The 18,192-nt window shown below is 71.0% G+C and carries 20 protein-coding genes; 14 read left to right on the forward strand and 6 right to left on the reverse strand.

Annotation, left to right across the window (positions count from 1 at the left end; translation table 11 throughout):
- The first annotated feature begins 57 nt into the window (after window positions 1-57).
- The 7 genes from ACQEUX_RS28275 to ACQEUX_RS28305 all read left to right on the forward strand — a co-directional run bounded on the left by ACQEUX_RS28275 (window position 58) and on the right by ACQEUX_RS28305 (window position 4,764).
- Window positions 58-438 (forward strand): hypothetical protein, encoded by a 381-nt coding sequence (locus ACQEUX_RS28275; RefSeq protein ID WP_433054638.1) that lies wholly within the window; start codon window positions 58-60, stop codon window positions 436-438.
- 165 nt (window positions 439-603) lie between these two features.
- Window positions 604-1,200 (forward strand): DUF4178 domain-containing protein, encoded by a 597-nt coding sequence (locus ACQEUX_RS28280; RefSeq protein ID WP_433054641.1) that lies wholly within the window; start codon window positions 604-606, stop codon window positions 1,198-1,200.
- A 92-nt stretch (window positions 1,201-1,292) separates the two neighbouring features.
- The gene (locus ACQEUX_RS28285) at window positions 1,293-2,063 is read left to right on the forward strand and encodes a hypothetical protein (protein ID WP_433054644.1); all 771 of its coding nucleotides are present in this window, start codon (window positions 1,293-1,295) and stop codon (window positions 2,061-2,063) included.
- Window positions 2,064-2,135: 72 nt separating this feature from the next.
- A complete protein-coding gene (locus tag ACQEUX_RS28290) occupies window positions 2,136-2,801 on the forward strand; it encodes a hypothetical protein (protein WP_433054647.1) in 666 nt (221 codons plus the stop codon).
- Window positions 2,802-2,810: 9 nt separating this feature from the next.
- Complete coding sequence (locus ACQEUX_RS28295) at window positions 2,811-3,620, forward strand: SDR family NAD(P)-dependent oxidoreductase (protein WP_433054650.1); 810 nt, start codon at window positions 2,811-2,813, stop codon at window positions 3,618-3,620.
- 169 nt (window positions 3,621-3,789) lie between these two features.
- On the forward strand, window positions 3,790-4,329 hold the full coding sequence (pyrE, locus tag ACQEUX_RS28300) for an orotate phosphoribosyltransferase (protein WP_088950918.1): 540 nt from the start codon (window positions 3,790-3,792) through the stop codon (window positions 4,327-4,329).
- Between the two features lie 57 nt (window positions 4,330-4,386).
- Window positions 4,387-4,764, forward strand: coding sequence for an ArsR/SmtB family transcription factor (locus tag ACQEUX_RS28305; protein ID WP_030332125.1), 378 nt, complete (start codon window positions 4,387-4,389; stop codon window positions 4,762-4,764).
- Window positions 4,765-4,933: 169 nt separating this feature from the next.
- Here the strand turns inward: ACQEUX_RS28305 and ACQEUX_RS28310 are convergent, their stop codons facing one another.
- Entirely contained in the window at window positions 4,934-5,755 is an 822-nt protein-coding gene (locus ACQEUX_RS28310; protein ID WP_091396153.1) for a DedA family protein, read from the reverse strand.
- A 128-nt stretch (window positions 5,756-5,883) separates the two neighbouring features.
- Window positions 5,884-7,458 carry an LPXTG cell wall anchor domain-containing protein gene (locus ACQEUX_RS28315; RefSeq protein WP_433054655.1) on the reverse strand — a complete coding sequence of 525 codons (1,575 nt, stop codon included), beginning with the start codon at window positions 7,456-7,458 and terminating at the stop codon, window positions 5,884-5,886.
- Window positions 7,459-7,705: 247 nt separating this feature from the next.
- Between ACQEUX_RS28315 and ACQEUX_RS28320 the strand changes: the two genes are divergently transcribed.
- Both ACQEUX_RS28320 and ACQEUX_RS28325 read left to right on the forward strand, forming a co-directional pair.
- A complete protein-coding gene (locus ACQEUX_RS28320; protein WP_433054658.1) occupies window positions 7,706-8,185 on the forward strand; it encodes a SigE family RNA polymerase sigma factor in 480 nt (159 codons plus the stop codon).
- A gap of 2 nt (window positions 8,186-8,187) precedes the next feature.
- Window positions 8,188-9,252 carry an LCP family protein gene (locus tag ACQEUX_RS28325; protein ID WP_433054661.1) on the forward strand — a complete coding sequence of 355 codons (1,065 nt, stop codon included), beginning with the start codon at window positions 8,188-8,190 and terminating at the stop codon, window positions 9,250-9,252.
- A gap of 4 nt (window positions 9,253-9,256) precedes the next feature.
- On the opposite strand, the gene ACQEUX_RS28330 is transcribed toward ACQEUX_RS28325, so the two are convergent.
- A complete protein-coding gene (locus ACQEUX_RS28330) occupies window positions 9,257-9,469 on the reverse strand; it encodes a hypothetical protein (protein ID WP_433054664.1) in 213 nt (70 codons plus the stop codon).
- A gap of 124 nt (window positions 9,470-9,593) precedes the next feature.
- Between ACQEUX_RS28330 and ACQEUX_RS28335 the strand changes: the two genes are divergently transcribed.
- Window positions 9,594-9,977, forward strand: a complete 384-nt coding sequence (locus tag ACQEUX_RS28335; protein WP_433054666.1) for a phage holin family protein — start codon at window positions 9,594-9,596, stop codon at window positions 9,975-9,977.
- A 134-nt stretch (window positions 9,978-10,111) separates the two neighbouring features.
- Window positions 10,112-11,137, forward strand: a complete 1,026-nt coding sequence (gene fbaA, locus ACQEUX_RS28340) for a class II fructose-bisphosphate aldolase (protein ID WP_433054669.1) — start codon at window positions 10,112-10,114, stop codon at window positions 11,135-11,137.
- Between the two features lie 50 nt (window positions 11,138-11,187).
- On the opposite strand, the gene ACQEUX_RS28345 is transcribed toward fbaA, so the two are convergent.
- Entirely contained in the window at window positions 11,188-12,381 is a 1,194-nt protein-coding gene (locus tag ACQEUX_RS28345; RefSeq protein WP_433054671.1) for an LOG family protein, read from the reverse strand.
- 249 nt (window positions 12,382-12,630) lie between these two features.
- On the opposite strand from ACQEUX_RS28345, the gene ACQEUX_RS28350 reads away from it, so the two are divergent.
- Window positions 12,631-13,059 (forward strand): DUF3151 domain-containing protein, encoded by a 429-nt coding sequence (locus ACQEUX_RS28350; RefSeq protein WP_433054674.1) that lies wholly within the window; start codon window positions 12,631-12,633, stop codon window positions 13,057-13,059.
- 46 nt (window positions 13,060-13,105) lie between these two features.
- Here ACQEUX_RS28350 and ACQEUX_RS28355 read toward each other — a convergent pair whose 3' ends face one another.
- Window positions 13,106-14,914 (reverse strand): chromosome partitioning protein, encoded by a 1,809-nt coding sequence (locus ACQEUX_RS28355; RefSeq protein ID WP_433054677.1) that lies wholly within the window; start codon window positions 14,912-14,914, stop codon window positions 13,106-13,108.
- Between the two features lie 7 nt (window positions 14,915-14,921).
- Between ACQEUX_RS28355 and ACQEUX_RS28360 the strand changes: the two genes are divergently transcribed.
- The gene (locus tag ACQEUX_RS28360; RefSeq protein WP_433054680.1) at window positions 14,922-15,287 is read left to right on the forward strand and encodes a hypothetical protein; all 366 of its coding nucleotides are present in this window, start codon (window positions 14,922-14,924) and stop codon (window positions 15,285-15,287) included.
- Window positions 15,288-15,623: 336 nt separating this feature from the next.
- On the opposite strand, the gene ACQEUX_RS28365 is transcribed toward ACQEUX_RS28360, so the two are convergent.
- Entirely contained in the window at window positions 15,624-16,682 is a 1,059-nt protein-coding gene (locus ACQEUX_RS28365) for a hypothetical protein (RefSeq protein ID WP_433054683.1), read from the reverse strand.
- A 124-nt stretch (window positions 16,683-16,806) separates the two neighbouring features.
- Here ACQEUX_RS28365 and ACQEUX_RS28370 point away from each other — a divergent pair, with 124 nt between their 5' ends.
- Window positions 16,807-18,096 (forward strand): adenylosuccinate synthase, encoded by a 1,290-nt coding sequence (locus ACQEUX_RS28370; protein WP_433054686.1) that lies wholly within the window; start codon window positions 16,807-16,809, stop codon window positions 18,094-18,096.
- The last annotated feature ends 96 nt before the right edge of the window (window positions 18,097-18,192 follow it).

The raw sequence follows: 18,192 nt of genomic DNA on the forward strand, positions 1-18,192 counted from the left end.
ACGCAAACCTCTTGATCAACAGGGTGGAGTGGGGGTCGGCGGGGAAAGGGTTGGGTCATGTTCGGGATGCGGAACGCCTGGGAACGGGACCTTCACGCGGCTGTTGACGAGTTGGTGGCCGCCGACACGCTCGCCTTCGGCGGGGTCGGGATCGCTGGCACGACGTTGCCGGTCACCGAGGCGTACCACCGGGTCGAGGCCGCCCTCGACGACCACCCTGAGGACGTACGCCGGCAGCTCGACCGGGTGCTGGCCGACGGCACACCCGCCGGTCGGGCGTACGCGGCCACGCTGCTGGAGCGAATCGACCCGGCGGCGGCCCGAGACGTTTGGACGTCGCTGCGGGACGACCCGAGCGAGTTCACTACTTTCGTCGGCTGCCTGATGGACCGCGAAACCCTCGGGAACTACGCCAGCCAGCGGCTCGCCGCAGCGTGATCCATCCCTCCCGGCACCGGGCGAACCAGCGCCCACCGGGCCGCCCATGAGGCAACGTGCACATCGGGCGTCACCGCCGGTGCCGTTGGTAGCTGAGCTGTCGGTCACGGTACGGGTCCCGCCGGTGCCGAAGGTTGTACCGTCTGCGCCGACGTACCTGGGGAGGTGGGCGGGTCAGTGACGTACCTGGTGGCGGCGGTTGCCGTACTCGCCGTTGTCGTGGTCGCGATCGTCGTGCGGGCCCGGCGGCGGGCGGCGGCCCGGCCCGACGGCGCGCTGCCGACCGCCCGGCCAGCGCGCGGCGGCCCGCTCCGCCTGGCCCCGGGCGACCGCGTGCGGATCCGCGAGCGGGAGTACGCGGTGAGCGGCACGATCCGCCTGGTCGAGGGGGACTGGAGCTGGGTGCAGCACCTGCTCGACGACGAGTCGGGCACCCGCCACCGGCTCTCCGTGGAGGACGGCCCCGAACTGGAGCTGGTGCTCTGGACAGCCGAGCCTGGCGCGACCGTCACCCCGGGCGCCCCCACCATCGACCTTGACGGGCGGCGCTACACCTGGGCCGAGACCGGGCAGGCGCGCTACACCGCCACCGGGGAGACCGGGCTGCCGTCGGCCGGGACCATGCGCTACCACGACTACCAGTCCGGTGGCGCAGCCCGGCTCTCCTTCGAGGCGTACGGCGAAGAGGGCTGGAGAGTGGCCCGCGGCGACCTGCTCGACCCCGCTGACCTGACGATCCGTCCCACGTCCGAGGAGCGCTGAACCAGACCGGGTGGGCGCGCCGGGCTTGCCAGGGCATGCCGAAGTGGCCGGTTGTCGATACGGTGTGGGCGCGATCTTAGGGAAGGAGAATCGTGGTCGATTCCCAGAGCACGCCGGCCCGTCAGCGGCCATCCATTGTGTCGATTTCCAGCTACCTGCTCTTCCTGTTCCTGGCGTGCCAGGTGATCAGTCTGATCATCACGCTCAGCACCATCGGCAAGACGCGTGACGCGCTCCGCGACGTGTACGCGGGTAGCACCGTCGACAATGCCGACCAGGTGGCGGATGTCTTCTTCGCCATCGGCCTCGCCAGCAGCGTCCTGCTGCTGCTGCTCGCGATCGTGCTGGGCGTCCTGGCCCTCTTCAACAACCAGGGTCGCAACGGTGCCCGGATCACCACCTGGATCGTCGGCGGCATCATGGTCTGCTGCACGGGTGGCGGCCTGCTCAGCGGGGCAGCCGGCAGCTTCACCACCGGTGGGGAGACCGGCGGCAATGGGCCGAGCGGCGAGGAGGTCCAGCGCCGACTGGAGGAGGCACTGCCGTCCTGGGTCACCCCGGTCAGTCTCCTGCTCGGCGTGATCAGCCTGATCGCGCTGCTCGCGGCGCTGATCCTGCTGGCACTGCCTCAGGCCAACGCGTTCTTCCGCAAGCCCACCGCGGCCTGGGAGCCCCCGACCCCGGGCGCCAGCTACCCGGGTTACCCGCAGGCTCCGGGTCAGCCCGGCTACCCGCAGTCGGCCGGTCAACCGGGCTATCCGTCCAGTGGGGAGCCGAGCTACCCGCCGGCACCGCCCGCGAACCGGCCGGACGACACGCCACCCGCGGACCGGCCCGGGTCGACCCCGCCGTCGACGAGTTGACGGCTCGATAACCACGACGCCGACGATCCCTCCGAGTAGGTTGCAACCCGACGCCTACCGGAGGGATTCGTCGTGTCGTACCCCGAATCGGCACCGGCCCGCCGGCCCGCCGTCGTCCTGTTCGCCGTAACCGTGCTGCTCGTGATGGCGGTCGCCGCACTCGCGTACACCGTGGTCGATCTGGTGGTGTTGAACGGGACGGTCGACGCCTTCCGCTCCGCCGCTCGCGACACCTCAGCGAGCCCGCAGCAGATTGACGACGTGGTGACCCTGCTCCGCGCGTCCGCCGTGCTGTCGGCGGTGGTGGCCGCGCTCTCCGCGCTGGTGCTCGCCGGCCTGGCCCTCGGGCTGCTGGCGGGGCGCTCGGGCGTCCGGGTGGCCACCTGGGTGGTCAGTGGGCTCGGCCTGCTCGCTGGCTGCTGCAGCGTGGCGGTGCTCATCGGCGAACGGGCCGCGCCTCTGCAACTGGGTGCCAGCGAGCAGGCTCTCGCCGAGTTGCTGGGCCTGATCGGCGACGCGTACCCGTCGTGGTGGATCCCGCTCAACGCCGGGCTTTCCGTCGGGCAGGGGCTCGGTTACCTTGTAGTAGCTACGCTGCTGGCCCTGCCGGCGGCGAACGCCTGGTTCGGTCGGCACCGTTCGACCGCGCCGACCATGCCATCCGCACCGCCCGCGTTCCCGCCCGCCCCGCACCAACCGCCGTCCGCCCCGCCCGCTCCCCCGTACCCGCCCAGGTGAGGACCGCCCGTGACGCTCGACCCCACGACTGCCGAGCGCCGGGCCCTGATCACCGGGGCCACCGCCGGCATCGGCGCGGCGTTCACCCGGCGGCTCGCCGCCGACGGCTGGCACCTGGTGCTGGTCGCCCGCGACGCGGCCCGGTTGACCGAGATGGCCGATGAGCTGGGTTCCGCGTACGGCCGTGAGGTGGAGACGATCCCGGCGGATCTGTCCACCGACGACGGCTGCGCCATCGTCGAGCAGCGGCTCGCCGACGGCAGCCCTGTTCACCTGCTGGTAAACAACGCCGGAATCAGCCTCAACAAACCGTTCCTGCGCTCCACGGCGGAGGACGAGGCGCGCCTGTTGCGGCTCAACGTGCACGCGGTCATGCGGCTGACCCTGGCGGCGCTGCGACCGATGACCGAACGCCGAAATGGGGCAGTGATAAATGTCTCTTCGGTCGCCGGGTTCGGTACGGCGATGCCCGGGTCGACATACTCGGCCAGCAAGGCGTGGGTCACCAACTTCAGCGAGTCCGTCGGTCAGTCGGCGCGGCCGTTCGGTGTTCGCGTGATGGCCCTCTGTCCCGGCTACACCCGCACCGAGTTTCACCAGCGGGCCGGCATCAACATGTCCAAGACGCCGGAATGGCTGTGGCTGCGGGCCGAGGATGTGGTCGACGAGGCCCTGCGTGACCTGCGCAAAGGCAAGATGGTCAGCGTCCCGGCATGGAAGTACAAGGTGGTCGTCGCCGGCATGCGGCACGCCCCACGCCGGCTGCTCCAGGCGGTCGCGCGGGACACCCGCGGTCGCATCGGTCGCGACGAACGCTGAGCCTCGACCGGCACGCCAGTGCCGGGAGGTCGTTGGCGCAACATTGGCGCGCCGCTACCAGGACGGTCGCTGAGCGTAGTCGTGCATCGCCAACCATCGGTCCCCCGCCGGGCTGATCAGGGTGGACCCCGCACGCGGCGTTCAGACTTGCGCAGTAACCTCTATCGCCATGGGGGACCACGACGACCTGCGTAAATTCATTACCGACCTGGCTGTGGTCCACGGACGGGTCGTGCTCTCCTCGGGGCGTGAGGCAGACTGGTACGTGGATCTGCGGCGCGTCACGCTCCATCACCAGGCCGCTCCTCTGGTCGGCCGGGTGTTGCTCGACCTCACCGCCGACTGGGAGTACGACGCTGTCGGCGGCCTCACCCTGGGCGCGGATCCTGTCGCGCTCTCGATGCTGCACGCCGCCGCTCCGACCGGCCGGGCCCTGGACGCCTTTGTGGTGCGCAAGGCGGGCAAGGCGCACGGTTTGCAGCGGCGGATCGAGGGACCGGAGGTGGCCGGCCGCCGGGTGTTGGCGGTGGAGGATACGTCCACGACGGGCGGAAGTGTTTTGACCGCTGTCGAGGCGCTTCGTGAGGCCGGGGCGGAAGTCGTGGGCGTGGCGGTTATTGTTGATCGAGGCGCCGGCGACGCGGTGCGAGCCGCCGGATTGCCCTATCGGGCGGCCTATACGTTGGCTGACCTCGGCCTTGTGGCGTAAAAGTTTGCCGATTCGGATCTGCTGATATGCAGGCGGATCGATGCTGCTGGTGGAAGGATGGAATACGTGGGAACTGCGTTGGCCGAAATGACTATGCCTCAGATCTCGCCGCTCAACGGCGAGCCGATCGAACGTGCCGATGCCGAGCGTCTCGCCGGGGTCCTCAAGGCCCTTGCTGATCCTGCTCGGTTGCGGCTGCTCAGCCTGATCCAGTCGGCCCCCGAGGGTGAGGCGTGCGTCTGTGACCTGACGGCGCCGCTCGGCCTCTCTCAGCCGACGGTCAGTCATCACCTGCGTATCCTCACCGAGGCCGGCTTGCTGCAGCGGGAGAAGCGCGGTGTCTGGGCGTACTACAGCCTGGTCCCGAGTGCGATCGCGACGATCGCCGACCTGCTGACCCCGCCGCGTAAGCGGGCCACCAAGAAGGCCCGCTGACGTAGGTACTGCACGCCGTCCCGCGCCGGGACGGCGTCCGGTGGCGAGCCAGGGGTGGCGCCACCGGTGGGTGACACCTGCTCGTCCCCGGCCGCACCGCCGGAGGCCGGGTCCGACATGCCGACGGCCGACCCCCATACCGGGGGCCGGCCGTCGTCGTACGCCGGGTTCAGCGGTCCTGGCCGTGCTCCGGGCGCTGGCGGCCGTGCTGGTGCCCGTCGTGGTCGAACGCCTCGCGGGCCGCTTCCACCGCGCCAGCGGCACTGGCCGCCGCGACCACCGCGACCGCCTCGCCGCGCTTACGAGCCCGCCGGTCGCGGAGGAACTCGAAGAAGATCGGCAGCACCGAGATCAGGATGATCAGGGCCACCACCGGCAGGATGTAGTGGTCGATCTTGTCGCCGATGGCCTGGTAGATCTGCTCGGCCAGCAGGTAGCCGATCAGCAGGATGCCGTCCACCCAGAGCACCGCGCCGACGATGTTCCAGAGCAGGAACTTCCGCGCCGGCATGCCGAGTGCGCCCGCGACCGGGTTGAGGAACGTCCGGACGATCGGGATGAAGCGCGCCAGCACCACGGCCTTCGCCGGGCCGAACTTCTGGAAGTAGTACTCGGCCTTCTCCACGTACTCCTTTTTGAAGAGCCGCGAGTTCGGCCGCTCGAACATCGGCCGGCCATACCGCGCGCCGAGCCAGTGCCCCAGCTGGGCGCCGACGATCGCGCAGATCGGCCCGCCGATCAGGAGGCCAGCCAGGGAGAGGCGGGTGCCGTCGCCGAAGATCGCGTCCGCCACCGGTGACGACGCCACCCCGGCGAGGAACAACAGCGAGTCTCCAGGGAAGAAGAAGCCCACCAGGAGGCCGGTCTCGGCGAAGAGGATCACCCACACGCCGATCAGCCCGAAGGTCTGCAACAGATCCTTGGGATCGAGCGGGTTCAGGGCGACGCTCTCCACGAGAGCGCGAGTCTTCTCAGCTGTGTCCACGGCCACAAAGGGTACCGAAGCTCAGGTCCCGTGCCGCGCCGGACCGGCCCCGCGCCACCCGGCCGCGTAATGGGATCAACGATGGTGCCCCGCCGACCGTGGTGGTCGGCGGGGCACCGGTGGTGCGAGGTGGATCAGGCGACGAAGCGGGTCCGGCGGCGCTTGGCCACCAGGTAGCCGCCGACACCGACGGCCAGCAGCAGTGCGCCGAGGCCGGCGATCAGGCCGGTGGACTGACCGGTGACCGGCAGACCGCCGCCGTCACCGTCGCCGCCGCCCGTGCCGCCGCCGCCCGCGTTGACCAGGATCTTCGCGACGTCGTTCGACGGGACGAGGTCCTTCGCGAGGTTCTCGTCCGGGCCGCCGTGCATCAACTCGATGCTGCCGGCCAGGCTGCCCGGCTCGGTCACCTTCAGCGAGAACGGGAACTCGGCGGTCTTGCCCTTGCCGAGCACGCCGTCCACGAAGCAGGTGTACACGGCTGCTCCGGGCTTGCCGTTGTCCTCGCCGAACTCACCCTCCGCGTCCGCGCAGGTTTCGGGTGCCTCCACCGCCGTGGTGCCCTTGGGCAGAGTGACCACCGCGAGGGTGTAGAGCCCCCGGTCACCGCCGGCGTTGATCGCCGCCGGACCGCTGTTGGTGAAACCGACCTTGACCGGCACGGTCTTGCCAACCTCCGCCGACACCGACGCGCCGTTCGCCACCACGTCGGCCTGCTGGTCGCCCTGGACCTCGAGCCGAAGCAACGTCTCGTTGTTGGACGGGTTCACGTCGGTCTGCGCCGAGCGGGCGAAAGCCTTGGGCTTCTCGACGGGCTCCAGCTTCAGGACCCCGTCGGTGCCTTTCTCGCCCAGCTCGCCTGCGGTCGGCACCTCGGCGCGGAAAGCCTCCCAGTCGGCGGGGGTGAGCCACGTGGCGAAGCCGTAGTGCTCGCTGGGCGCCCAGGTGTCACCGGGAATGGCGAAACCGAATGACGAGTCGAGCTTCGCACCGTCACCCGATGCCAACGTCACATCGATCTTGCAAGCGAAGGCGTGAGCGTCGAAGTCTTCCTCCGTGTACTCGCAGTTCTCGTACCGCTGTTTCGGGGCGAGGCCGTACGAGCCGAAGTAGAAGAGCACCATGTCCTCGGCGGTCTTCTCGCCCGTGTTGCCCACGGACAGGGGTGTCTTCACGGTGGCGCCGGGGGCACCATCCAGGTACACGAGTGGCTCCGACACCAGATCGACACCCTCGCCGATTGTGATGGTGGAGCGGAAGCTGGCCGTACCGGCCTCGGGGGTGGTGACCGTGAACGTCAGCTCACCCTTCTGGCCTGCCTTTGCCGCATCACGGGCCAGCACGGTCAGGGCGAGTAGCCGTACGCCCGACTCCTGCTGATCCTTCACGGTGCAGGTGATGACGGTGGTGGTCTCTGTGCAGGAGCCGGGCCCGCCTGGGTTCTGCACCTCGGCGAAGCCATTGACCGCACTGCGGTCCACCGTGACGGTGTAGTCGGTCAACGGCTGCTCGACCAGGGAGTAGAGCGAGACCCACTTCTCGGGGCCGCCGGGAGCGACGATGATGTTGTTTGCGTAAAGGTCGAAGCCCTGCGCGGCCAGCGCTTCGGCCGGGGTCGGTGCCGCTACGGCCGGGCTGGCGGAGGCGGCGACGAACGCGCCTGCTACGCCCAGCCCAGCGAGCCAGCGCCGGGTGGAGTGCTTGAGCATATGGGGATTCCTCCATGAGCTGCCGTGGGTGGCTAGCGGATCTTAAGGATTCGTTAAGACGCTGTCGGCCCCGTCCGGCCGTCCTGAGCGGATACCGACCGAACGGCCAATCAGAGCGGACGTATCGGCTTGATCGATGTTGCGCCTCGTGCACCCCGATGAACCTGACGTGATGTCACCTCGGCAGATCAGTGCAGTGTTTCGCGGGTCCACGTCCGTCATCTCAGACAGGAACCCGGGAGGTGCAGTGACGTACGAGGATTTCGCGGATACGCGGCTGGCCCCGCTACTGCGGTACGCGGTCATGCTGACCGGCGATCCGCACCAGGCTCAGGATCTGGTCCAGGAAACGATGGTCCGGGTCCAGCTCAACTGGCGTCGGGTCGCCCGGGCGGATTCACCCGAGCGCTACGTGCGCCGGATGCTCACCAATCAGTACGTCGACTGGCGGCGTGGCTCCTGGGTACGCCGGGTGCTGCTGCGCGGGGAGCCCGACGCGACGGTGCCGGTGCCCACCGATCACGCCCAGTCCGCCGTGGACCGGGACCAGATCTGGTCCTGGTTGTCCCGGCTGCCGCGCCGGCAGCGGGCCACCCTGGTGCTGCGCTACTACGAAGACCTGCCCGACGCCGAGATCGCCGACATCCTCGGCTGCGCCGTCGGGACCGTGCGTTCGTCCATCTCCCGGGCCCTGGCCACGCTCCGGGCCGAGTACGTGGAGGCGTGAACATGATCGAGGACGACCTGCGTGCCGCCTTCGCCAGGCATGAGCCGCTGACTCCACCGACCGGCCCGCTGCGGGCCGCGATCGACCGGCTGGCGATCGGACGTCGGCGGCGTCGCCGCCGCTGGCAGGCCGGTGGTACGGCCTTGGCCATGCTCGGCGTACTGGGGATCGGGGTGCCCCTGTTGACTCCGGAGCGCGCCGGGCCGCCGCCCGCCGCCGAGCTGCTCTATGAGTCGGGTCGGCCGGTGCCGACGGGCGCGCTGAACATGCTGCTGCTCGGTATCGACGGCGACGGGCCGCAGGCGACGCGGGCGGACGCGGTGCTGTTGGTGCACATCCCGGCCGACCGCAGTCGCCCGTACCTGATCTCGCTGCCTCGTGACCTGGGGGTGTCGATCCCGGGCTACGGGACCGACAAGCTGAACGCCGCGTTCCCGCACGGCGTGGGATCCACCCGGCCGGAGATGACCAGGGGTTACGAGCTGACTCGGCGTACGGTCGCGGAACTGACCGGGATCCGGGTGGACGCCGGTGTGGTGCTGACCTACCGTGCCGTGCGGACGCTGACCGAGGCCGTGGACGGAGTGCCGGTCTGCCTCCCTGATCAGGTGCGATCGGCCCACACCCGGCGGGTTTTCCCGGCCGCGTGCCAGCGTCTCGACGGTGCCGCCGCCGTCGACCTGCTCCGCCAGCGGCGCGGGCTGCCCGAGGGCAGCCAGGACCGGGACCGCAACGCCCGGATCTTCGCGGGCGGGCTGGTCCGCCAGGCCACCGACCAGGGTGTGCTCACGAATCCGGTACGACTCGCCAAGCTGCTGGCCGCCGTCGGCCCGGACCTCGTGGTGTCGCCTGACCGGGCCGCCCTACTGGACCTGCTGCGGCTCGCACCCACACTGCGATCGGTCGACCCGGTCGGGCTCAGCCTGCCTGTCGTCGAGCCGACCGGGCAGGACCGCTACCTGCGCGCCGACCCGAAGCTCGCCCCGGAGTTCCTGACCGCACTCCGCGAGGATCGTCTCGGCGACTGGGCGGCCCGCCACCCGAAACTGGTCGACGGAACTCGCTGAACCGTCAGCGGTAGTCGTCCTCGTCCCCGGTGACCACCCGGGCCTGTTCCATCGCGTCCCAGTCGTCGACCTCCAGGCCGCGGTGCGGCTCGCTGTCGACGTCGTCGGGGCCGACCACCGCGGCCTGCTCGACCGCGTCGGCCGGCTCCGCCTCGGGGTCGCGTTCGTCCGGGGCAAGGTGGTCGCCGGGGGTGAAGTCCTCATCGGGCTGACCCATGGTCCCTCCCGGGGGTCTCGGGGCACGGTTCCCACCCACCGTACGGGCTGTGCCGGCGCCGCGCCCGGAAGCGGAGTAGGCGGAATCAGCCCTCCGCGACGCGACCCGATGCCAGGATGGTGCCGTGGGTTTCATCATCCGACTGGCGATCACCGCGGTCGCCTTGTGGATAACCACGCTGATCGTGCCCGGGGTCGACGTACACGGCCGCTCGGGTGGCAACACCGTTCTCACCCTGATCGTGGTGGCACTGATCTTCGGTGTGATCAACGCGGTGCTCAAACCGGTGATCAAGGTCGTCGGCTGCGTGTTCTACCTGCTGACCCTGGGCCTGTTCGCGCTGGTGGTCAATGCGTTGCTGTTCCTGCTCACCGACCGGATCGCCCGCGGGCTCGACCTGCCGTTCCAGGTGGACGGTTTCTGGGCGGCGTTCTGGGGAGCCATTGTGATGACCGTGGTCACCTGGCTGATCAGCGTCATCGTGCCGGACAACCTGGGTGAGCGGTGAACGGCTAGCACCGGGCCGGTTGTTCCGGCGCACCTCACCTACGGGATACTTCCGGCGGAGGACAGCGCGGTCCGGCGCACAAATGAACAACAGCGGCCAGCACGGCCGAGAGTGGTAAGTAAGGAGCGTTTGACATGCCCATCGCTTCCCCCGAGGCTTACGCGGAGATGCTGGACCGCGCCAAGGCTGGCCGGTACGCGTACCCCGCGATCAACGTGACCTCCTCCCAGACGCTGAACGCGGCGCTCAAGGGCTTCGCCGACGCGGAGAGCGACGGCATCATCCAGGTCTCCACCGGTGGTGCCGAGTACCTCTCCGGCCCCTCGATCAAGGACATGGTCACCGGCGCGGTGGCGTTCGCCGCGTACGCCCACGAGGTGGCCAAGAAGTACCCGGTCAACATCGCCCTGCACACCGACCACTGCCCGAAGGACAAGCTGGACGGGTTCGTCCGTCCGCTGATGGGCATCTCGCAGGAGCGGGTGAAGCGCGGCGAGGAGCCGCTGTACCAGTCGCACATGTGGGACGGCTCGGCCGTGCCGGTCGCGGAGAACCTGCAGATCGCCGCCCAGCTCCTCGATGAGGCCGCCAAGGGCAAGATCGTCCTTGAGATCGAGGTCGGTGTCGTCGGTGGCGAGGAGGACGGCGTCGAGAACGCCATCAACGACAAGCTCTACACCACCGTCGAGGACGGCCTGGCCATGGTCGAGGCGCTCGGCCTCGGCGAGAAGGGCCGCTACATGGCGGCGCTGACCTTCGGCAACGTGCACGGCGTCTACAAGCCGGGCAACGTGAAGCTCCGTCCGGAGATCCTCAAGCAGATCCAGGACGCGGTCGGCGCGAAGTACGGCAAGGACAAGCCGCTCAGCCTGGTCTTCCACGGCGGCTCGGGCTCCCTGCTGAGCGAGATCCGCGAGGCCCTGGACTACGGCGTGGTGAAGATGAACATCGACACCGACACCCAGTACGCCTTCACCCGGCCGGTCGCCGACCACATGCTGCGCAACTACGACGGCGTGCTGAAGATCGACGGCGAGGTCGGCAACAAGAAGCAGTACGACCCGCGCACCTGGGGCAAGGCCGCCGAGGCTGGCCTGGCCACCCGTGTCGTCGAGGCGTGCGAGCACCTGCGCTCCAGCGGCACCACGATGGCCAAGTAACGACGTACCACCGGCGGCCGGCTCCCCTCGGGGGCCGGCCGCCGCATTTTCTACGTCGTGAGCAGGCGAACGGCCTCGTGTACGTCGTCGGTGAGGTGGATCGTCGACGACAGGTCACCGAACGGGGACGCGGCCAGCAGTGGACGCAACAACGCCTCCACCGGCAGCTCCCGGGTCCAGTAGCCCCGGTCCAGGAAGATGTACGCGCCGCTGGCCCCGTCGGTGCCGTAGTAGGTCTTGGTGGCCGCCTGGAACACCTCCTGCACCGTGCCCGCCCGCCCCGGAGCGAAGACGATGCCGCCCCGGGCGAGTCGCAGGATGGTGTCCTCCCGGATCGCGTTGGAGAAGTACTTGGCGATCCGCCCGGCGAACAGGTTCGCGGGTTCGTGCCCGTACAGCCAGGTCGGGATGGCCAGCCCACCGGCACGCGCCCACGCCAGGTCGTCGCCGCGCTGCCGGGGCACGCCCGCGTACCGCTGCCGGACCGTCAACGCCGCGGCCGTGTACCGGCTCTGGTCGGTGAAGTCCGGCGCGGTGGCCATCAGGTCGATCGCCCCGGTCAGATCCGTCGCCGGCCGGTCCGCCAGGTAGGCGCCGAGGTTCGCCGCCTCCATCACCCCGGGACCGCCGCCGGTCACCACCAGCCGGTCGGCCCGCGCCAGCTCCCAACCCAGCACGGCCGCCATCCGGTACGCCGGGCTGCCGCGCCGCACCGCGTGCCCGCCCATGATGCCCACCACCGACTGCGGCCCGTACCTGGCCAGCCAGACCCGGGTGGCGTCGACCAGTGCGTTGTCCACCCCGTGGTCGTGCAGCCGTTGGCCCAGCGCCTCCCTGACATCCGGCAGCGCACCGCCGTGCGCGCGGTAGTGGTCGTACACCCGGCTGTCGTACATCCCGGTGAACCCGCCCTCGGCGAACCCGGCGGCCAGGTCCTCCGGGGTGTAGAGGTGTGTCGGCTGGGTCGGGTACGGCAGCCCCGAGAACGGCGGGACCACGTTCGCGCCGCGCCGGACCAGGTCGGCGCCGACGTCCCGGGACGCGAACCGGCAGCCCACGAAGAGGGTGCCGGCGACCTCGATGCCGGTCAGGTCGGGCACCGGCGCGAGGTCGAGGCGCAGGCCTTGCACGGTCAGACCGGTCAGCCGGCCGGTGGCCAACTGCCGGTCGAGTTCGTCCCGGCTCTGGATCTCGCCGGTGTGCAGGTGCGGCTCGATGACGTCCGCGGGAGGTGGGGTCGGCACCGGGCCATCCTGCCCGTCCGCCGGGCCCGGCCACACCTCGGCCCCGGAGTGGGACCGACAGGAGCCCGGCGGCCATGGCCACCGGGCTCCTGCTTAACCGGGTCCTGGGGAGGCTCCGGACCATTAGTTGTAGTGGAAAACACCTGGCAGCGGCATAGGCCGCAGGCGTGACCAACTCCTCAGCCGTTTAGCGGAACGCGTCGGCCGACCCGCTCGCGTGTCGCACTGTCCAGCGGGTTGAATGGGGCGATGCAGAACCTTTTGCCAGAGCCACCGGCCACCCGCCTGCCCGCGAACGACGAGGCCGACGCCGCCCTGGCCGCCGCCGAGGAGGCCGGCACCGATGAGGCGTTCGCCAGCGTGGCGGCCGGCTTCCCGACCTACAGTGCAGCCTGGGCGGAGCTCGCGGCCCGGGCGTTCGCACAGGACCAGGTGGTGACGGCGTACGCCTACGCGCGTACCGGCTACCACCGGGGCCTCGACCAGCTGCGCCGCAGCGGTTGGAAGGGCCACGGCCCGGTGCCGTGGTCACACGAGCCCAACCGGGGCTTCCTCCGCTGCCTGTACGTGCTCTCCCGCGCGGCGGACGAGATCGGCGAGGCCGACGAGGCGGCCCGCTGCGCCCAGTTCCTGCGCGACTGCGACCCCGAGGCGGCGGACGCGCTGGCCAGCAACTGACCCCGCTGCGACGGCCGGCCCGCTGCGGGGTCGGCCGTCGTACGGGTTACAGCCCCTCGGCGACCGAGGCGGCGATCTTCAGCCAGGCGTCTCGGGTGGCCGAGGAGAGTCCGCCGTACCGGATCGGCTCACCACTGTCGATGAGCCGCTCGTACGGGGCCAGCAGCACCGCCCGGGTACGGGCCGCGAAGTGCTCCTGGATGGCCGGCAGATCGATCTCCTTGCGGGACGGCGGCATCGACACCACCGTCACGGCCTGCCGGACCAGCCGTTGCCGGCCGCTCTGCTCCAGGTGGTCGAGCATCCGGGCGGCGGTCTCCGCCGAGTCGTTACGTGCCGACATGGTGACCACCAACTGGTCGGTGGCGTCCATCGAGGCCTGCCAGTTCTGCGCCCGGACGTTGTTCCCGGTGTCCACGAAGATCAACTTGTAGAACCGGCTGACCACCTCGCGGATCTCGGCGAACGCGGCCGCGGTCAGCATCTCGCCACCGGTCGCCGACTCGTCCGAGGCGAGCACGTCGAACATTCCCTCGCCCTGCGAGCGGACGTACTGCGACAGGTCGCCGACCCGCCCGTGCGCGCCCTGGAACTGCCCGAGGTCGCGCAGCATGTCCCGCACCGTGCGGGAGTGGAAATCCTGCTGGGCGCGCATCCCGAGGGTGCCCTGGGTCTCGTTGTTGTCCCAGGCCAGCACGTAGCCACCGCGCTTCTGGCCGAATGTCATCGCGAGCAGCAGGATGGCCACCGTCTTACCGGCGCCACCCTTCGGGTTGACCACCGTCACCTGACGCAGCCCGCCGAAGTTGCGGCGCACCATCTCGATGTCCCGCTTGAGTTCCTGCTCGTGCCGCCCCGGGGAGAGCCGGAGCAGCCCCATCTTGTTGACCACCGCGCGTACACCCATGGTCGCCACCGGGTCGGCGGGCCGAACCTGCCGACGCCGGGCGAAGTCCTCCGCGGTCGGTGCCGGCGTGGCCTCCGGCGTCCAGTTGGCGTCCGGGTATCCGGTGGCGTCCGGGTATCCCGTGGTGGGCACGCGGGCCACCCCCTCGGCCTCCTGGTACGGCTGCCCGGAGGGGACACCGGGCGAACCCTGCTGCCATGGCGGTGGGTACCAACCCGGTGACGGCGGGAACGGCCCGGGTGGTGGGGTCGTCGGCCCGGCCTGCGGGGGAGCCTGCTGCGGCGCTGGGCCACCGTGCGGCGGGTTGCTGAACTGCGTCAGGTCGGGCGGGGGCGGGATCTGCGGTGGGCCCGCCTGGCCAGGGATCGCCGGGGTGAACGACGGAGCCGAGTACGTCGGACCGGAGTGCGCTTCGCCACGGCCGGCCTGCGGGTCGCCGGAGTGCGGCGCCTGCGGTCCGGGCGGGGCGGGGATCGGTGGCGTCGCGGTGGCGGCCTCGTCGCGGGCCGGCGTACCCGCCCCGGCCGGACGTTGCGGCGGATACGCCCACGGGGACTCGGTGCCCGGCCGCGCCGCTCCGCTGGCGGACCCCGCGCCCCCGGTTCCGCCACCCTGACTCGCCGGTCCGGCCGGCGCGGGACCGGCCGTCGCGGAGTCTGCCGTCGCGGGACCTGCGGGGGTGCGGCCTGCGGCGGTGGGGCCTGCGCCGGTGCGGCCTGCGGCGGTGGGGCCTGCGCTGGCAGGGCTGTCGGTGGGCGCGGCCCCTGCGGTGGGGCGGCCGGTGGACGTGGCTGCTGCGGTGGGCCGATCCAGGGTGAACGGCAGGTCCAGGTCGACACCGCCCGGCGTGCTCGGAGAGGCGGGGACAGTGGTCCGACCCCGGTCACCCGCCTGCGTCGGCGCCACCCCGGCGGTGCTCGCGGCATCGGGTGGGCTGTCCGTCGGCACGGAGGCGGTGTTCGCTGTCGCAGCGCTCGCAGGAGTGGCGGGTATCCCGGTGCCGCCCGGCCCGTCGCTGCTCGCGGAAGCGCCGGCTGCCGAGGGCGCCCGCGGGGTGGCCGCTGCCGGCGGTGCCGGGGGCGTGCCCGTTGCCGGCGGTGCCGGGGACGTGCCCGTTGCCGGCGGTGCCGGCGGAGTAGCCGGTGCCGGCGGCGTGCCCGCTGCCGGCGGAGCGGGCGGAGTCGACGCAGCGGCTGGCTCGGCGGCGTCAGCCGGCGGTGGCCAACTCGGCCGCGGCGGCGCCCAGCCCGACTCGGCACCGGACGGGCCGCTCACCCCCCAGCCCCCAGGCGGCGAGACGGCGCCCGTGAGCGACGGGTAGTCGGACGGAGAGGGCGGCGGCAGGGCCGCAGCCCCGGGCTGCCCGGGAACCGGCGGTCGGCCGATCGGCGGCGCGGCCACCGGCGGTGTCACCGGCGCAGGCGCGACCGACGACGGCGCACCCCGTTGCTCGGAGACCGCCGCCCAGGGCGGTACCGGACCACCCGCGCCCAGGTCGGCCGAATCCGGTGGCCAGAGTGGTTCGATGTCCCGCTCCGGCACCGGCTGCTGGCCGGGCACCTGAGCCCGGTCGGCGTTCTCGTCCATTACGGCCCTCCCCAGTCCTCCTGCGAGGATAGGCCCATCCGCCCACGAGGGCCGGTCGGCGCGGTCGAGGTCAGATCGACCAGACGGCCCAGGCGCCCGGCTCGACCCACCAGGAACGCTTCCGGGTCAGCTCGCCCTCGACACCATCGTCGAGGTACGGCACCTTCTCCTCCCTGGGCAGCACCGACACCGCTCGTCCACGGGCCCGCCGGACTTCCAGGCGTACCCGCTTGCGACCCAACGCCGAGCGGACGACCACCGGTACGGCCACCGCGACCTCGACCTGACCGTCGGCCGGATCCGGCGCGGTCAGCAGCGTCACGTCGCCGAGCGCCGCGTACCCGCCGGCGTTGCCGACCGCGCAGGCCAACAACGGCTCGTCGCCGTTGGTGAGGACGGTGTCGTCCACCTCCACCCGGGCCCGCCAGTGCAGCGGCCGGCCGGCGTCGTCGGCGGCGCCGAGCAGCGCGCCGTCCAGGGTCACCGAGCCGCCGTCGTTGCGTAGCAGATCCAGCCGGCGGGGCGTGCCGTCCAGCACCGCTGCGGCCACCGCTGCCGGGTCGCGAGGCAGCCCGAGCTGCGCGGCCAGGTCCCGGTGGGTGCCGCCACGGGCCGGGTCGAGGGGGAGTACGGCCACCGGCGGCAGATCCGGCAGGGTCCGGTTGCCGGGCAGATCCGCCGGGCGGCGGCTCGGCGGTGGTGCGTACCGCCGGACCAGCCGGCGCAGCACGGCGCGCAACTGCCCGTCGCTGGCCGTCGCAACGACCAGGCGGGTCTTGCCGTCCGGGTCCGGCCAGGTGAGGCCGTCCGGGCGGGCCGGGCCGTCGAGGCGAGCCAATACCGCGTCGATCTCCGCGTCGGAGCGGGCGGTGACCGTCTCCACCCGGGCGCCCCGGGCGTTCAGCGCATCGGCGCAGGCCAGCACCGGCACCCGCGGCCGCTCGGTGGCGCACCGCTCGGTGTCACCGCCGGCCTGGGTCGTCTGGCCGGTGTCGGTCCGGCCGTTGTCTGTCTCGCCTGTCGGGTCGGTGTCGGCCTCGGTCGCACCGCCGCAGCAGGCCCCTCCGCTGCCACAGCCCCCTGGAGCGTCCCGCTCCGAACCGAGGGTGAGCAGCACCACGTCGTACACGGAAGGAGCCTCCTGCCTCTCGACGCGACCCCTGCCGGCCACGCCGTCACTACTTGTTAACCTGACACCCCGGGCTCGCCAACCGGTCGCCACCTGGCACCCGAGCCTTCTGGAGGCGGAAAAGATGCCAGCGATCGTGCTCATCGGCGCTCAGTGGGGCGACGAGGGCAAGGGCAAGGTTACCGACCTGCTGGGTGAGCGGGTCGACTACGTCGTGCGCTACTCCGGCGGCAACAACGCCGGCCACACGGTGATCACCCCGGACGGCCAGAAGTACGCACTGCATCTGATGCCCTCCGGTGCGCTCTCGCCCAACGCGATGATCGTCATCGGCAACGGTGTGGTGGTCGACCCGAAGGTGCTGCTCGCCGAGATCGACGGCCTGGCGGAGCGCGGCGTCGACGTGTCCCGGCTGCGCATCTCCGGTGACGCGCACCTGATCATGCCGCACCACCGGGCCCTGGACCGGGTGATCGAGCGCTACCTCGGCTCGTCCCGGATCGGCACCACCGGCCGGGGCATCGGCCCGGCGTACGGCGACAAGGTCGCCCGGATCGGCATCCGGCTCCAGGACCTGCTCGACCCGGGCATCCTGCGCAAGAAGCTGGAACTCGCGCTGCGTGAGAAGAACCAGATCCTGTTCAAGGTCTACAACCGCAAGGCGATCGACGTCGACGCGACCGTCGAGGAGTACCTGGAGTACGCGGAGCGGCTCAAGCCGTACATCGCGGAGACCCGGGCGATGCTCTGGGACGCCCTGGACCGGGGCGAGACGGTGCTGCTGGAGGGCGCCCAGGCCACCATGCTCGACATGGACCACGGCACGTACCCCTTCGTGACCTCGTCCAACCCGACCGCCGGTGGTGCCTGCGTGGGCGCTGGCATCCCGCCGACCGCGATCAACAAGGTGATCGCGGTGAGCAAGGCGTACACGACCCGGGTCGGCGCCGGGCCGTTCCCGACCGAGCTTTTCGACGCCAACGGTGAGCACCTGCGCAAGATCGGTGCGGAGTACGGCACCACCACCGGGCGGGAACGCCGGTGCGGGTGGTTCGACGCGGTCGTGGCCCGGTACGCCTGCCGCCTCAACGGCGTCACCGACCTGGTCATCACCAAGCTGGACGTGCTCACGGGGATGCCCAAGGTCCCGATCTGCGTCGGCTACGAGATCAACGGCGTCCGGGTCGACGACATGCCGATGAGCCAGACGGACTTCCACCACGCCACGCCCGTCTACGAGGAACTCGACGGCTGGTGGGAGGACATCACCAAGGCCCGTACCGCCGACGACCTGCCGGAGAACGCCCGCCGCTACATCGCCCGGGTAGAGGAACTCTGCAACACCAGAGTGAGCGTCGTAGGCGTAGGCCCAGGCCGAGACGAAAACGTCCTCCTCCACCCCCTCCTCCCCTAACCCCACCCCACCCCCCGGGCACTGCCCCCCGGGGGGCATCCTGGTCGATCATGAAGTTATTGCCATCTCGCTGGGCGTGTTGTGGCAATAACTTCA

Origin of the sequence: Micromonospora sp. CA-259024, from assembly GCF_050936255.1 — a bacterium.
Classification (GTDB): Bacteria; Actinomycetota; Actinomycetes; order Mycobacteriales; family Micromonosporaceae; genus Micromonospora.